Source organism: Paracoccus simplex, from assembly GCF_042648325.1.
Classification (GTDB): domain Bacteria; phylum Pseudomonadota; class Alphaproteobacteria; order Rhodobacterales; family Rhodobacteraceae; genus Paracoccus; species Paracoccus simplex.
In genome coordinates, this window is the sequence record NZ_JBHRXE010000037.1 from 221667 (window position 1) to 235951 (window position 14285).

The following is a 14285-nucleotide window of genomic DNA, read 5'->3' on the forward strand; positions in this document are numbered from 1 at the left end:
CCCCCGCCGGTGGCCGGCGGGGGCATGCGGTCACTCTGCCGCCTCGGCATAGGCCTCAAGCGGCGGGCAGGTGCAAATCAGGTTGCGATCGCCATAGGCATTGTCCACCCGCCCGACCGGAGGCCAGTATTTGTCCACCCTGAAAGCGCCCGGCGGGAAGCAACCCTGCTCGCGCGAATAGGCGCGGTCCCAGTCGGCGACCAGATCCTCGACCGTATGCGGGGCGTGGCGCAGCGGGCTGGCCTCGGCGCTGATCCGGCCCTCGGCGATCTCGGTGATCTCGTCGCGGATCGCCAGGAAGGCGGTGATCAGCCGGTCGATCTCGGCCTTGGTTTCCGATTCCGTCGGCTCGACCATCAGCGTGCCGGCGACCGGCCAGCTCATCGTAGGCGCGTGGAAACCGTTGTCGATCAACCGCTTGGCGATGTCGTCCACGGTCACGCCATGGTCCTGGAACGGCCGCGTGTCCAGGATGCATTCATGCGCCACCCGGCCGCGATTGCCCATGAACAGCACCGGATAGGCCCCGGCCAGCCGGCTGGCGACATAGTTCGCGTTCAGGATCGCCACACGCGTCGCCTGGGTCAGCCCCTCGCCGCCCATCATCAGGATATACGCCCAGGAGATCAGCAGGATCGAGGCCGAGCCCCAGGGCGCCGCCGAGACCGCCCCCGAGCCGGTCCGCGGATCGGCGGGCAGGAAGGGCGCCAGATGCGCCTTGACCCCGATCGGCCCCATGCCCGGACCGCCGCCGCCATGCGGGATGGCGAAGGTCTTGTGCAGGTTCAGGTGGCTGACATCGCCGCCGATCTCGCCCGGCTTCACCAGACCGACCAGCGCATTCATGTTGGCGCCGTCGATATAGACCTGGCCGCCGTGCTCGTGGGTGATGCGGCAGACCTCGCGCACCGTGTCCTCGAAGACACCGTGGGTCGAGGGATAGGTGATCATCACCGCCGCCAGCCTGTCCCCGGCCTTCGCCGCATGTGCGGCGAAATCCTCCAGGTCGATATCGCCGTTCGGCGCCGATTTCACCACCACGACCCGCATTCCCGCCATCTGCGCGCTGGCCGGGTTGGTGCCATGGGCGCTGACGGGAATCAGGCAGATGTCGCGCGTTTCGCCGCGCGCCTTGTGATAGGCGGCGATGGTCAGCAGGCCGGCATATTCGCCCTGCGCGCCGCTGTTCGGCTGCAGCGAGAACGCGTCATAGCCGGTGATCGCGCAGAGCTTCTCGGTCAGGTCGGCAAAGACCTCGTGATAGCCGGCGGCCTGGTCCTCGGGCGCAAAGGGATGCAGCGCGCCGAATTCCGGCCAGGTGATCGGCATCATCTCGGCGGCCGCGTTCAGCTTCATCGTGCAGCTGCCCAGCGGGATCATCGCCCGGTCCAGCGCCAGGTCGCGGTCCGACAGCCGGCGCATATAGCGCATCATCTCGGATTCCGCCCGGTTCATGTGGAAGACCGGATGGGTCAGGTAGTCGCTTTCGCGGATCAGCGGCTCGGGGATCGCCGGCGCCTCGGCCGGCGCGGCCGGATCGGTGATGCCGAAAGCGTCCAGCACCCGGGCGATCACGCCCGCATCCGTGGTCTCGTCGACCGAGATGCCGACCCGATCGCGCCCGACCTTGCGCAGGTTGATGCCGCGATGCCGGGCGGCGGCCAGGATCCCCGCCTGCCCCACGCCCACCCGCACGGTGACGGTGTCGAAAAACGCCTCGGGCTGGAACTCGGCCCCGGCGGCGCGCAGCGCCTCGGCCAGGGTGACCGCGTTCAGATGCACCCGCTGGGCGATGGCGCGCAGGCCCACCGGCCCGTGGAACACCGCATAGAAGCTCGCCATCACCGCCAGCAGCGCCTGGGCGGTGCAGACGTTCGAGGTCGCCTTTTCGCGGCGAATATGCTGCTCGCGGGTCTGCAGCGACAGGCGATAGGCCTGGTTGCCCTTGGCGTCGATGGACACGCCGACGATCCGCCCCGGCATCGCGCGCTTCAGCTCGTCACGGCAGGCCATGAAACCGGCATGCGGACCGCCATAGCCCATGGGCACGCCGAAGCGCTGCGCCGAACCGATGGCGATATCGGCCCCCATGGCGCCCGGCTCCTTCAGCACGCAAAGCGCCAGCAGGTCGGTGGCCATGATCGCCACCGCGCCCGCCGCATGCAGCGCCGCGATCTCGGCGGAGTAGTCCCGGATCTCGCCGAAGGTGCCGGGATACTGGAAGATGGCGCCGAAGACCTGCGAAGGGTCGCATTGCCGGCCGCGGACGATCTCGATGCCCAAGGGCGCGGCACGGGTCTCGATCACGGCGACGGTCTGCGGATGCAGGTTTTCGCTGACGAAAAAGGCGCGGGCCTTGGACTTCGCCGCGCGCTGCGCCATGGCCATGGCCTCGGCGGCGGCGGTCGCCTCGTCCAGCAGCGAAGCATTGGCCACCGGCAGCCCGGTCAGATCGGCGACCATGGTCTGATAATTCAGCAACGCCTCCAGCCGGCCCTGAGCGATCTCGGGCTGATAGGGGGTGTAGGCGGTATACCAGGCCGGGTTCTCCAGGATGTTGCGCTGGATCGCCGGCGGCGTGACGGTGCCGTAATAGCCCTGCCCGATCAGGCTGGTCATGACCTGGTTCTTCGCCGCCACCTCGCGCATGCGCTGCAGCAGCGCCGCCTCGGACAGCGCCGGCCAGTCCAGCGGTTCGGATTGCCGGATGCTCGCCGGCACGGTCTGGCCGATCAGCTCCTCCAGCGTCTCGGTGCCCACGACCTTCAGCATCGCCGCCATCTCGGCCGGTGAAGGCCCGATGTGACGGCGATTGGCGAAATCGTCGGGATTATAGTCGGTCGGGGTCCATTTACCCATCACTGGCCTCGATGCATCGGTATGGTCTCAACATTGCCTTGGAAAAAGCGCAGAGGAACCGGCAACGCCCGCCCCGCCTTTTCCAAATACCCTCGGGGGGTCCGGGGGGCGAAGCGCCCCCGGCTTCCGCCGGGCCGCGGGGCCCGGCCATCTCAGCCGATCAGCGCCTGATAAGCCGCCTCGTCCATGAAACCGGACAGGTCGACCGAGACCGGCTTGATGCGGAAGAACCAGGCCGCCAGCGGGTCCTCGTTCACCGCACCGGGCGCGTCGGGCAGCGCCTCGTTGACGGCGGTGATCACGCCGGCGACCGGCGCCACGATATCCGAGGCGGCCTTGACCGATTCGATCACCACGATCTCCTCGCCCGCCTCGACCTCGCGCCCGACCTCGGGCAGCTCGACGAAGACGACATCGCCCAGCTGCTCGCTGGCATGGGCGGTGATGCCGACGGTGATCTCGTCGCCGTCCTGTTTCAACCATTCGTGGTCTTCGGTGTATTTCAGCATGCCTGGCCTCTCAGCGCTTGTAGCTCGGTTGGTGGAAGGGAAGCGGGGTGACGGTCACGGGCAGCCGCTTGCCGCGCAGCTCGGCCCACAAGGACGTGCCGGCGGCAAGCCCGGCAGGCAGGATCGCCATGGCGACCGGCCCGCCGACCGAGGGGCCGAAGCCGCCCGAACAGACCGTGCCGATCGCTGCGCCGCCCTCGGCCGCGTCGAAGATCTCGACCCCCTCGCGGATGGGCGCGCGGCCCTCGGGGCGCAGGCCCATGCGGCTGCGCGCCGCGCCTTCGGCCAGTTCCTGCAGGATCGGCCCGGCGCCCGGGAAACCGCCCGCCCGCGCGCCGCCCGCGCGGCGGACCTTGGGAATCGACCAGCCCAGCCCGGCCGCGCCCGGCAGGGTCGAGGCATCCATGTCATGGCCGTAAAGCGGCATCCCCGCCTCCAGCCGCAGGCTGTCGCGGGCGCCCAGCCCGATCGGCGCCACCTCGGGCTCGGCCAGCAGCGCCTCGGCCAGCGCGACCGTGCGGTCGCCGGGCACGGAAATCTCGAACCCGTCCTCGCCGGTATAGCCCGAGCGGCTGACCCAGAGCGTCGCGCCCTGCCAGTCGAACTCGGCCACGTCCATGAACTTCATCGCCTGCGCGCCGGGGACCAGCCGGGCCAGCACCTGCGCGGCCTCGGGGCCCTGCAGGGCCAGCAGGCCGCGATCCGTCACCGGCTGGACCGAGATGCCCGCGGCCTCCAGCCGGCGCAGATGGGCGATGTCCTGCTCGGCGCAGGCGGCATTCACCACCAGAAACAGGTGGTCGCCCTTGTTGGCGATCATCAGGTCGTCGAGGATGCCGCCCGCGTCGTTGGTGAACAGGCCGTAACGCTGCCGGCCCTCGGCCAGCCCGACCACATCTGCGGGCACCAGCGTCTCCAGCGCCTCGGCCGCGCCGGGGCCGCGCAGGATCACCTGACCCATGTGGCTGACATCGAACAGGCCGGCATGGCTGCGGGTATGCAGATGCTCGTTCAGCACGCCCATCGGATATTGCACCGGCATGTCCCAGCCGGCAAAGGGCACCATCTTCGCGCCGCGCGAAAGGTGCAGGTCGTATAGCATCGTGCGCCGAAGCTCGGCCATGGGCATCCCCTGTCTTGCGGGCGGACCGATCCCGCCCGGTTAGATGCCCCCTCTGTCCCTACCCCAAATGGGGGCGCCTGAGATCGTTATCCCTTCGGCGGGCGGCGGCGGCCGCCTCTCTCCAGAGCGTACATTGGAAAACGGTCCCTTTGCCTGAGAGATTCCCGGGGCGGTTGCTCCTTCGGCCCTAGCTTGCGCCAATGTCTCCCGATTTCCTACTTTTGTCGTAGCCGGGCGGCAGGGTTCTGGCAAGAGCCTTCCTGCGCCCGCCCGGCTACCCGCGCCCTCAGATCGAGATATTCGCGGCGCCGCCGTCCAGCAGGATGTTCTGCCCGACGATGAACCGGGCATGCTGGCTGCACAGGAAGGCGCAGGTGGCGCCGAAATCCTCGGGCAGGCCATAGCTGCGGGTCGGGATGGTCGCCTCGCGGCGTTGGCGGGCCGCGTCGACGCTGATGCCCTCGGCCCTGGCGACGCCGGAATCCAGGCTGTCGGCGCGGTCGGTGGCATGGATGCCGGGCAGCAGGTTGTTCACCACCACGCCATGCGGCGCCACCTGCCGCGACATGCCGGCGACAAAGCCGGTCAGCCCGGCGCGGGCGGTGTTCGACAGGCCCAGGATGGCGATGGGCGTGCGCACCGATTGCGAGGTGATGTTGACCACCCTGCCCCAGCCGCGTTCCATCATGCCCGGCACCAGCGCCTGCATCAGCGCGATGGCGGTCAGCATATTGGCGTCGATGGCCTTGATGAAATCCTCGCGCGACCAGTCGGTCCAGCTGCCGGGCGGCGGGCCGCCGGCATTGTTGACCAGGATGTCGGCCTGCCCGCCCAGGGCGTCGAGCACCGCGGCGCGGCCTGCCTCGGTGGTGATGTCGGCGGCGACCGGCGTGACCGAAACGCCGTGCTTCGCCGCGATCTCCTCGGCCGTGGCCGTCAGCGCCTCGGCGCCGCGGGCGTTGATGACCAGATCGACCCCGGCCTCGGCCAGCGCCTCGGCGCAGCCCCGGCCCAGGCCCTTTGACGCGGCGCAGACAAGGCCCTTCCTGCCCCTGATCCCCAGATCCATGGCTTCCCTCCTGTTCAGCTTGCCGACAAGGAAGCGCGGGGCGGCCGGATTGTCCAGTTCAGAAGCAGAGGATCTCGGCCTCGGCCTCGGCGCGGTGGAAATTCGCGACCATGTCGTTGGTGCCCATGTTGCGGAACGCGGCCGAGCGTTCGCCGCCCATCTGCCGCATGGCCATCACCGTCTCGGCCTTGACATAGGCGTCATAGGGCAGGATCTCGGCGATCTGGTCGATGGCGCAGCTGCATTTGTCCAGCACGTCGCGGGTTTGGCCGTTCGTCGCCATGCAGACGAAGACGTAATCGGCCCGCGCATTGGTCGGATAGTCGTTGACCGCCTGCGCCCCGGCCGTGCCGGCCCAGATCGCAAGCGCGGCCGTCAGGGTCGCCCGGATCATTTCAACACCATTTCGCTGTCATAGGCGGGCCGCCCGCCCGCCAGGGGTCCGGTCCGCGCCACCATGCTGCGGATCGGCTGCTTGGGATCGCCCAGGGTGAAGCGCAGCTCCAGCGTATCGAAGCCGGCCATGCGCTCGCGGTTCTTGTCGTCGCGGAACGGCGCGAAGCTGGCGATGGTGACGTCGCCCTCGTGCCGCAGCTCGCCGCCGCGGAACAGCGCATCCTTGAGGCGGTTGCGGATATAGAACGGGCTGCCGCCGGTCAGCGCCGCCATGTCCCGCGCGGTGGTTTCCAGAAAGAAGGTCAGCACCGGATCGCCGCCCGAAACCGGGAACGGCCCGATCCGGCGCTTGATGCGCGCCGTTTCCTCGGCCAGTTCCAGCACCGGCTTGCCGTCCGAGGGGTCTTTGGCGGCGCGCAGGGTGATCGTGCCCTCGCCCAGCGGCGTGAAGCCTTCGGCCACCGGCCCGGTCTGGCTGATCTGCCAGACCAGCGGCCCCTGCGCCAGGTTCCAGGGCCCGCGATCGGCAAAGACCAGGTCGCCCGCCTCGTCCGCCTGCAGCGGCGAGACGGCGGCGACAAGCCCGACCAGGGCCAGCATGCGCAAAACTCTCATGGCGGTTTCTTCCCTTCCCTGTTGCCGAGCCTGCCCCCGGCCGGCCGGCCGCGAAAGCCCGCGACCGGCAGTCTCGTGCTTTGGTCTTAGGCCAGCATGGCTTGCAGCATGGCCTGCAGATCCTCGGGCCGGATCGGCTTTTCCAGCAGCGGCACATCGACGGACTGGCTGGCGCGCGCCAGCTCGGGTGCCCGCTGGGCGGTGACCAGGATCGCCGGCACCGCCTGGCCCGCCGCCTGGCGCAGCGCCGCGATGGCCTGCAGGCCGGTATCGCCGTTGTCCAGGTTGTAATCGGCGATCACCACGTCCGGCGGCTCGTCCCCCATCTGCGCCAGCGCCTCGGCGATGCCGCCCGAGACGCGCGGCACCATGCCCAGCCGGTCCTTCAGCAGCAGTTCCAGCGCCCGGCGCATGGCGTCGTCATTCTCGACCACCAGCGCCACCCGGCCGCGCAGCGACGGGCCGCCGCCGGCGCCCTCGGCCCGGGCCGGCTCGACCCCCGGCGCCACCAGCGGCAGGCTGACGCGGAACACGGTGCCGCGCCCCGGCTCGCTGTCCATGGCGATGGGATGGCCCAGCTTGGCGCAGGCGCGGCGCACGATCGACAGGCCCAGCCCCATGCCCGGCACGCCACCGCCCTCGCGGCCGATGCGCTGGAACTCGTCGAAGATGCGGGCGCGGTCGGGGGCGGCGATGCCGATTCCGGTGTCGTAGATCTCCAGCCAGGCGCGCTCGCCGCGCTTCCTGACGCCCACCAGCACGCCGCCGCGGTCGGTATACTTGATCGCGTTCGAGATCAGGTTCTGCGCGATGCGCCGCAGGAAGGTCGGGTCGCTTTCCACCACAGCCATGGTCGGCGCGAAGCTCAGCCGCAGGCCCTTAGCCTCGGCCATCGGCGCGTATTCCACCGCCAGGCGGCGGAACATGTCGCCCAGATCCACGGGCTTGCGCTGGAACTCGATGCGCTGGCTGTCCAGCCGCGAGATGTCCAGCACCGCATGCATCAGCTCCTCGACCGATTCGAAGGCGCCCGACAGCCGGTCGGTCAGCTCGCGCTGCAAGGGGTCCAGCGTGGTGTCCTTCAGCGCCGACAGGAACAGCTTGGCCGCCGACAGCGGCTGCAGCAGGTCGTGGCTGGCGGCACGCAGGAAGCGGGTCTTCGAGCGGTTCGCCTCCTCGGCCGAGGCGCGGGCCACGGCCAGCTCGCGGTTGCGTTCGGACAGGTCGGCCAGCGCCTGTTCCAACTCGCGGGTGCGGACCTGCACCTCCTGCTCCAGCGCCACGGCGGCCTGGAACATCGACCAGGCCGAGCCGCGGCTTTCCTCCAGCCGGTCGATGCGTTCGACCAGCACATCGGCGATGCGCGTCAGCTTCTCGACCCGCCGGCCGGGGGGATCGTCGTCACGCAGGAACATGGCTCATCCCGCCTCGGGGGGCATCAGCGCCATGCCGACGAAGGTCTGGTTCACATGCATGCCGCTGTGCTGCTCGCCATAGGTGTTGAAGCCGACGACGCGGTAGCGGGCCAGCAGCTCGGACATCTGCCCGGTCATGCCGGCGCGTTCCAGCGCCAGGCGCCGCAGGATGCAGTCGAAGCCCAGCACCATCAGCGGCGGGCGCGGCAGCGCGTCCATCACCTCGGCAAAGCCGCGGGTCATGTCCATGGCCCGGCCCAGCGTCAGGATGTGGCCGGGCTCGGTGCCCGAAAGCAGCTCCAGCCCGCCCTCGCGGGTGATGGCGCGGATGGCCCGGACATGGTGGCGCTTGCCGGTGCGCAGCAGCAGCGGATGGCGGGCGAATTCCGTCTGGGTCAGCGCATGCAGCGGCACGCCGGCCAGCCGGGCATATTCCTGCGCCGCCGGCTCGGCGTTCAGCTCCAGGATGATGCGGTTATGGGTGTCGGCGGCGGTGACCACGGCGCGCTTGTCGGTGGGGCTGAAATGCGAGAACAGCACCTCGGAAATCGCCAGGTCGGTCTCGATCAGCACGAACAGCGCCGCGCCCTCGTGCACCGCGCCGTCGACCATCTGGCAGGTCGGCGCGAACAGCATCCCCTCGGCGCTGGAGCCGCCGACCACCGGCAGGCCGGGGATCGCCGCGTCCAGCGTCGCGGTCAGCACGTCCTCCTGCCGGGCCAGCGCGTCGGGCAGCAGCACCCCGAAGCTGGACCGGCGCAGGTCCGGCCGGAAATCGACATGGAAGCGGCGCAGCGTCGCCATCCATTCCGAGACCGGCACCAGCGCCTGGTCGCGCAGCACGCAGACGCCGACGCGAAAGCTGGCGGCGGGGAAACCCACGGCCGTCACCGTGGCCGCGCAATAGCCCTGCGGCCCGATCTCGCCGGCCGAGGAACAGCCGACCACCCGGCAATCCGGGCCAAGCCGCCGGCGCAGCTCGGCACCCAGCGCGGGCAGGCCCTCGGCCGGCATGCCGAACAGCAGGACCAGCGCCGGTTCCTGCGGCGCCATCGCCTGGGCGATGCAGGCGGCGGCATCGGCGCCGGCGGCCGGGACCGAGATGGCGACGGGCGCCGGCGCCAGGACCGGCCGCGCCCTGGCCCGCCGGCGCGGGCCTGGCCAGGGCTCGGGCGAGGCGGTGCTCATGCCGGTTCGAACAGCCTGACGCTATTGGCCAGCAGCACCGCCTGGGTGCGACGGCGGGCGTTGATCTTGGACATGATCGCGGTGATGTGGGTCTTGACCGTGGCCTCGGCGATGGACAGCTCGTAGCTGATCTCCTTGTTGGCCTTGCCCTGGCAGATCAGCCGCAGGATCTTCATCTGCTGCGGCGTCAGGCTGGCGAAGCGGCGGGCCAGCTCGGCGCGGGCGGCGTCCTCCTCGCCGATGCTGTCGGGCTGGTAGCTGTCGGGGGTCACCCGCTCGCCCTCCCACATGCGGCGCAGGCTGTCGACCAGCGCCTCGCGGCCCAGGGACTTGCTGATATAGCCCTGCGCCCCCGCCGCCATCGCCGCCGAGATCATGGCGTTCTCCAGATCGGCCGAGATCATGGTGATCGGCACGTCCGGGATCTGCCGGCGCAGCGTGACCAGCCCCTCGGCCCCGCGGGCATCGGGCAGGTTCAGGTCCAGGATCACCGCGTCCGGCGCCCCTTGGGCGCGAATCTGCTCCTGCGCGGCCGCCAGGCTGCGGGCGGTGCGGACGTTCTTCAGCCCGAAGCTGATCTTCAGCGTCAGGGCGAGCGCGTCGCACATCAGCGGATGGTCGTCCACGATCAGGATCTCGCGGACCCGATCAGCGGAGAGCCTTGGCGATGCGGCGCGGTCTTGCGACTGCATTTCGGCTGAGGCCATCGTTCTCCTCCCAAAGAAACGATAGGGGCCGGGGCTGTGGCGCACGCCGGCCTGTTGCTCCATCTTAAGACCACCGCCCGCCGGCGCAAGCCTGTTGGACCACGAACCCGGTTTCGGGTTACGACTTCCGATGTATTGGCCTGGATTCGGGCCCGTGTCACTTTCAACCAGTCCAAGGGGAAAATCAGCATGCGACTCAGCCGGAGAATCACCCTGATGGCCGGGGCGGCCGCCCTGGCCGGGCTGGCGCTGCCCGCCCGCGCGCAAACCCCGGTGATCCGCATCGGCACGCTGGAGAACGGCACCGTCAACTGGGAGATCGAGACGATCCGCAAGCGCGGCCTCGACACCGCGAACGGCTTCACGCTGCAGCCGATGATCCTGGCCGGCAACCCCGCCACCCAGGTCGCCATGCAGGGGGCCGAGGTCGACACCATCGTCTCGGACTGGCTGTGGGTGGCGCAGCAGCGGGCGCGCGGTACCGGCTTCCGCTTCTTGCCCTATTCCACCGCCGTCGGTGGGGTGATGGTGCGCGGCGACAGCCCGGCGCGATCGCTTGCCGACCTGAAGGGCAAGAAGATCGGCATCGCCGGCGGGCCGGTGGACAAAAGCTGGCTGATCCTGCGCGCCTGGTCGCGCGAGAAGCTGGGCGAGGATCTGGCCGAGGTGACGCAGCAGGTCTTCGGCGCGCCGCCGATGATCCTGAACGCCGCCGAGACCGGCGAGGTCGATGCCGCGATCAACTTCTGGCATTTCCAGGCCAAGATGAAGGCGCGCGGCATGCGCGAGATCATGTCGGTCGGCACGGCGGCGGCCGATCTGGGCCTCGATCCCTCGACCCCGCTGCTGGGCTATGTGCTGCGCGACGACTGGATCGCGGCCAACCCGCAGCTTGCCGCCGGCCTGGCCCGCGCCTCTCGCGCCGCCAAGGAGCTGCTGGCCCGGGACGACGCCGCCTGGGACGAGCTGCGCCCGCTGATGGAAACGGCCGACGATGCCGAGTTCCAGGCGCTGAAGGCCGGCTGGCGCGCCGGCATCCCCGCCCCCGGCCCGGTGAACGCCGAGAACGCCCAGAAGATGTTCGCCACCATGGCCGAACTGGGCGGCGAGGAACTGACCGGCGGCGTCACCGCCCTGCCCGAGGGCCTGTTCTGGTGGCCGGAGTAGCCCCGACTTGACCGGAACGCCGAAGCCCCTGTCGCCCCGCCCCGGCCTGGTGCCGGGGATGCTGTCGATCCTGGCCATGCTGCTGCTGTGGACGCTGGCCTCGCAGCTGACCGACCGGCCGCAGACCCTGCCGGCGCCCTGGGATGTCGCGGCCCGCATCGGCCGGCTGGCGGCGACCGGCGAGCTGTGGTTCAACGCCGGCATGACGCTGTTCCGCGTCGCCGCCAGCTTCGCGCTGGCCATGGCGGCCGGCATGGCGCTGGGGCTGTGGATGGGCCGCTGGCGCGGGGCGGACCAGTGGCTCAATCCCGGCGTCATCATCCTGCTGAACGTGCCGGCGCTAGTGGTGATCGTGCTGTGCTACATCTGGATCGGCCTCAACGAGACCGCCGCCATCCTCGCCGTGGCGCTGAACAAGATCCCGGTGGTCACGGTGATGATCCGCGAAGGCACCCGCGCGCTGCGCCCCGACCTCGATGACATGGCCCGCGCCTTTCGCATGGCGCCGCTGGCGCGGCTGCGCCACGTCGTGCTGCCGCAACTGGCGCCGCATATCGCCGCCGCGGCGCGGGCCGGCATCTCGCTGATCTGGAAGATCGTGCTGGTGGTCGAGTTCCTGGGCCGCTCGAACGGCGTCGGCTTCAAGATCCACCTGCTGTTTTCCAGCTTCGACGTGACCGGGGTGCTGGCCTGGGCGCTGGCCTTCGTCGCCGTCATGCTGGCCATCGACCTGTTCCTGCTGCGGCCATGGGAGGCCCGCGCCAACCGCTGGAGGCAGGATGCGGCTTGAGCTGGAAGCCAAGACCTTCGGCCCGCGGCCGGTGCTGGGGGGCTTGTCGCTGGCGGTCGCGCGGGGCGAGCGGCTGGCGATCCTGGGCCCCTCGGGCATCGGGAAATCGACGCTGCTGCGCATCCTCGCCGGGCTGGACCGGAACTATCGCGGCCGGCTGGACGGCGCCGACCGCCTGGCCGTGGTGTTCCAGGAGCCGGTGCTGCTGCCCTGGCGCGACGCGGTGGCGAACATCGCCATCCCGACCGGTTGCGATGCGGCCACGGCGCGGGACTGGCTGGCGCAGGTCGGGCTGGCCGGGCACGAGGCGAAATTTCCGCGCCAGCTTTCGCTGGGCCAGCAGCGGCGGCTGGCGCTGGCCCGCGCCTTTGCCGCCGGCCCCGACATCCTGCTGATGGACGAGCCCTTCGCCTCGCTGGATGCCGATACGGCGGCGCGGATGCTGGCACTGACCGATGCGCTGCTGACCCGCAGCGGCGCCGGGCTGGTGCTGGTCACCCATGACCCGCGCGAGGCCGAGGCGCTGCATGCCCGGCCGCTGCTGCTGACGGGCCAGCCGGCGCAACTTCAGACCCGGCCTCAGAACGACTGATCCCAGACCCGGCCGTCGGTGTCCTGGGCATGGACCGTCACCGGCCCCTCGCCCGGCGCATGGGCAAAGCGGAACACCGGGTCTTCCGAGATCGAGATCCCGGCCTCCATGGTGAACAGCGGCGTCTCGCCCTGCTTGACCTCCAGCACCTGGATGAACTCGGCCGGGATGGTCAGCAGCGTCACCTGGTCGCGCTGCAGGCCCGAGAAATTCGGGTGCCGGATCATCAGCGTGCCGACCTGCCGCCCGGCCTCCTCGGCCTGCCGGAACTTCATCTGGCCCATGGCGGCGCGCACCTCGTCCATGCTTTTGCCGGCCGGCGCCGCGCAGCCGCCCGAAGCCTTGACGAAGCGCCCGGCCATGACCTTGCGCCCGTCGGCCAGCGTGGCGATGGCGCGCAGGTCGGAATAGCTGTCCACGCGCACCCGCACCTCGAAATCCAGCGGCATCAGCGCCTCGCCAAAGGTGAACTCGGCCGCGACCGGCGCCGGATTGCCGTCCACCACCAGGGTCAGCGCGGTGATCGCCGGCGCGCCGGGCGGCTGGGTGATATGCACCGGCACCAACGCCGGATTGTCGGCGCGCGGCGGGGCATCCAGATCGAAGACCGCCGGATCGACCGGCGGCTCGGCCTCGGTGCCGATCACCGCCAGCCGCATGTCGTCCCACAGGGCCGAGGGCTGCATCGGGTTCGCCACCTCGGTCGCCCCCGCTTTCTGGACCAGGGCCGGCGCGGCCAGCAGGGCCATCACAAGGGCCACAATCAACGAATGTCTCATATCCGTTTCTCCTTCGCCATGCGGCGATAGACCAGCGCGGTATCGTCGCTGGCGGCATCCGCCTCGGCCTCGGCCCGCAGCCGGGCGTTGAAGGGCGAGCGCGAGCAGACCGGATCGGTGGCCCGCGCCGTCCCCGCCATGACCATGGCCTGGCAGCGGCAGCCGCCGAAATCCAGGTCGCGCCGCTCGCAGGACTGGCAAGGCTCGGGCATCCAGGCGGTGCCGCGAAAGGCGTTGAAGGCGTCGCCGTGATGCCAGATGCGCGCAAGCCGCACCTCGCGGATGTTGTCGAAATGCAGTTCCTTGATGGTCTGGGCGGCATGACAGGGCAGCACCGTGCCGTCTGGCGCGATGTTGAGGCCGGTCGAGCCCCAGCCGCCCATGCAGCTTTTCGGATAGGCGGCGTGATGGTCGGCCGGGACATAGTCGATGACCATGCGGCCGCGCAGCCGCTCGCGCGCCGCATTCACCACCTCGCGCGCCCGGGCGGCCTGGGCCATGGTCGGCATCAAGGGCCGGCGGTTCAGTTCGGCCCAGCCGTGGAATTGCACCGTCGCCACCTCGATCCGGCGGCAGCCCAGCCGCTCGGCCAGGTCGATCATCTCGGGCAGGCGGTCCAGGTTCTGGCGATGCACCACCGCGTTCAGGGTCAGCGGAAAGCCGATGGCGCGCACCCAGTCCGCCACCTGCATCTTGCGGGAAAAGCTGCCGCCATAGCCGCTGATCCAATCGGCCATGGCGGCGTCGATGCCCTGCAGCGACAGCTGGATGTGATCGACGATCCCGTCCAGCTCGCGCAGCCGCGCCTCGGTCAGGCCGATGCCCGAGGTGATCAGGTTGACGTAAAGCCCGGCGTCGCGGGCCGAGACCGCGATCTCGGTCAGGTCGCGGCGCGAGGCCGGCTCGCCGCCGGACAGATGCACCTGCAGCACCCCCAGATCGGCGGCCTGGCGGAAGACATTCGCCCATTCCGCCGCCGTCAGCTCGGCCTGGGCCCGGGTCAGTTCGACGGGATTCGAGCAATAGGGACAGGCCAGCGGACAGCGATGCGTCAGCTCGGCCAGCATCGCCATCGG

At 70.1% G+C, this 14285-nt stretch carries 14 protein-coding genes and 1 riboswitch; of the genes, 3 read left to right on the forward strand and 11 right to left on the reverse strand.

Translation table 11 applies throughout. The features are described 5' to 3' along the window. Positions 1-30: 30 nt before the first annotated feature. The 9 genes from gcvP to ACFOMP_RS13910 form a co-directional block, all read right to left on the reverse strand. Positions 31-2859, reverse strand: a complete 2829-nt coding sequence (gene gcvP, locus ACFOMP_RS13870; RefSeq protein ID WP_379031534.1) for an aminomethyl-transferring glycine dehydrogenase — start codon at positions 2857-2859, stop codon at positions 31-33. A gap of 152 nt (positions 2860-3011) precedes the next feature. After that, positions 3012-3368, reverse strand: a complete 357-nt coding sequence (gene gcvH / locus ACFOMP_RS13875; RefSeq protein WP_289892968.1) for a glycine cleavage system protein GcvH — start codon at positions 3366-3368, stop codon at positions 3012-3014. A gap of 10 nt (positions 3369-3378) precedes the next feature. Beyond that, the gene (gene gcvT, locus ACFOMP_RS13880) at positions 3379-4491 is read right to left on the reverse strand and encodes a glycine cleavage system aminomethyltransferase GcvT (protein WP_379031537.1); all 1113 of its coding nucleotides are present in this window, start codon (positions 4489-4491) and stop codon (positions 3379-3381) included. A gap of 131 nt (positions 4492-4622) precedes the next feature. Next, a riboswitch (glycine riboswitch) is annotated at positions 4623-4711 on the reverse strand. Between the two features lie 66 nt (positions 4712-4777). Continuing rightward, entirely contained in the window at positions 4778-5560 is a 783-nt protein-coding gene (locus tag ACFOMP_RS13885) for an SDR family oxidoreductase (protein ID WP_379031540.1), read from the reverse strand. A gap of 58 nt (positions 5561-5618) precedes the next feature. Next, positions 5619-5954, reverse strand: a complete 336-nt coding sequence (locus tag ACFOMP_RS13890) for a hypothetical protein (protein ID WP_289892965.1) — start codon at positions 5952-5954, stop codon at positions 5619-5621. Continuing rightward, positions 5951-6571 (reverse strand): hypothetical protein, encoded by a 621-nt coding sequence (locus ACFOMP_RS13895; RefSeq protein ID WP_379031543.1) that lies wholly within the window; start codon positions 6569-6571, stop codon positions 5951-5953. Before ACFOMP_RS13895 ends, ACFOMP_RS13890 begins: the two co-directional genes overlap by 4 nt. A gap of 86 nt (positions 6572-6657) precedes the next feature. Further along, entirely contained in the window at positions 6658-7986 is a 1329-nt protein-coding gene (locus ACFOMP_RS13900) for an ATP-binding response regulator (protein WP_289892963.1), read from the reverse strand. A gap of 3 nt (positions 7987-7989) precedes the next feature. Further along, the gene (locus tag ACFOMP_RS13905) at positions 7990-9174 is read right to left on the reverse strand and encodes an FIST N-terminal domain-containing protein (RefSeq protein WP_379031546.1); all 1185 of its coding nucleotides are present in this window, start codon (positions 9172-9174) and stop codon (positions 7990-7992) included. After that, entirely contained in the window at positions 9171-9881 is a 711-nt protein-coding gene (locus ACFOMP_RS13910; RefSeq protein WP_289892961.1) for a response regulator transcription factor, read from the reverse strand. The genes ACFOMP_RS13905 and ACFOMP_RS13910 overlap by 4 nt, the downstream gene beginning before the upstream one ends. A gap of 189 nt (positions 9882-10070) precedes the next feature. On the opposite strand from ACFOMP_RS13910, the gene ACFOMP_RS13915 reads away from it, so the two are divergent. The 3 genes from ACFOMP_RS13915 to ACFOMP_RS13925 are packed head-to-tail and all read left to right on the forward strand — an operon-like array spanning position 10071 to position 12430. Continuing rightward, the gene (locus ACFOMP_RS13915) at positions 10071-11048 is read left to right on the forward strand and encodes an ABC transporter substrate-binding protein (RefSeq protein ID WP_379031550.1); all 978 of its coding nucleotides are present in this window, start codon (positions 10071-10073) and stop codon (positions 11046-11048) included. A 7-nt stretch (positions 11049-11055) separates the two neighbouring features. Next, positions 11056-11838 (forward strand): ABC transporter permease, encoded by a 783-nt coding sequence (locus tag ACFOMP_RS13920; RefSeq protein ID WP_289892959.1) that lies wholly within the window; start codon positions 11056-11058, stop codon positions 11836-11838. After that, a complete protein-coding gene (locus ACFOMP_RS13925; RefSeq protein ID WP_379031553.1) occupies positions 11828-12430 on the forward strand; it encodes an ATP-binding cassette domain-containing protein in 603 nt (200 codons plus the stop codon). Before ACFOMP_RS13920 ends, ACFOMP_RS13925 begins: the two co-directional genes overlap by 11 nt. Here the strand turns inward: ACFOMP_RS13925 and ACFOMP_RS13930 are convergent. Both ACFOMP_RS13930 and pqqE read right to left on the reverse strand, forming a co-directional pair. Next, positions 12418-13179 (reverse strand): quinoprotein dehydrogenase-associated SoxYZ-like carrier, encoded by a 762-nt coding sequence (locus tag ACFOMP_RS13930; protein ID WP_289892957.1) that lies wholly within the window; start codon positions 13177-13179, stop codon positions 12418-12420. The genes ACFOMP_RS13925 and ACFOMP_RS13930 overlap by 13 nt on opposite strands. A 26-nt stretch (positions 13180-13205) precedes the next feature. Then, a complete protein-coding gene (gene pqqE / locus ACFOMP_RS13935) occupies positions 13206-14282 on the reverse strand; it encodes a pyrroloquinoline quinone biosynthesis protein PqqE (protein WP_379031633.1) in 1077 nt (358 codons plus the stop codon). Between the last annotated feature and the right edge of the window lie 3 nt (positions 14283-14285).

Bases quoted from the DNA above. Each gene is read 5' to 3' on its own strand.
- ACFOMP_RS13925 (WP_379031553.1), top strand. From the start codon at position 11,828: ATGCGGCTTGAGCTGGAAGCCAAGACCTTCGGCCCGCGGCCGGTGCTG.
- gcvH (WP_289892968.1), bottom strand. From the start codon at position 3,368: ATGCTGAAATACACCGAAGACCACGAATGGTTGAAACAGGACGGCGAC.
- ACFOMP_RS13885 (WP_379031540.1), bottom strand. From the start codon at position 5,560: ATGGATCTGGGGATCAGGGGCAGGAAGGGCCTTGTCTGCGCCGCGTCA.
- gcvT (WP_379031537.1), bottom strand. From the start codon at position 4,491: ATGGCCGAGCTTCGGCGCACGATGCTATACGACCTGCACCTTTCGCGC.
- pqqE (WP_379031633.1), bottom strand. From the start codon at position 14,282: ATGGCGATGCTGGCCGAGCTGACGCATCGCTGTCCGCTGGCCTGTCCC.
- gcvP (WP_379031534.1), bottom strand. From the start codon at position 2,859: ATGGGTAAATGGACCCCGACCGACTATAATCCCGACGATTTCGCCAAT.
- ACFOMP_RS13895 (WP_379031543.1), bottom strand. From the start codon at position 6,571: ATGAGAGTTTTGCGCATGCTGGCCCTGGTCGGGCTTGTCGCCGCCGTC.
- ACFOMP_RS13915 (WP_379031550.1), top strand. From the start codon at position 10,071: ATGCGACTCAGCCGGAGAATCACCCTGATGGCCGGGGCGGCCGCCCTG.
- ACFOMP_RS13910 (WP_289892961.1), bottom strand. From the start codon at position 9,881: ATGGCCTCAGCCGAAATGCAGTCGCAAGACCGCGCCGCATCGCCAAGG.
- ACFOMP_RS13905 (WP_379031546.1), bottom strand. From the start codon at position 9,174: ATGAGCACCGCCTCGCCCGAGCCCTGGCCAGGCCCGCGCCGGCGGGCC.
- ACFOMP_RS13890 (WP_289892965.1), bottom strand. From the start codon at position 5,954: ATGATCCGGGCGACCCTGACGGCCGCGCTTGCGATCTGGGCCGGCACG.
- ACFOMP_RS13930 (WP_289892957.1), bottom strand. From the start codon at position 13,179: ATGGCCCTGCTGGCCGCGCCGGCCCTGGTCCAGAAAGCGGGGGCGACC.
- ACFOMP_RS13900 (WP_289892963.1), bottom strand. From the start codon at position 7,986: ATGTTCCTGCGTGACGACGATCCCCCCGGCCGGCGGGTCGAGAAGCTG.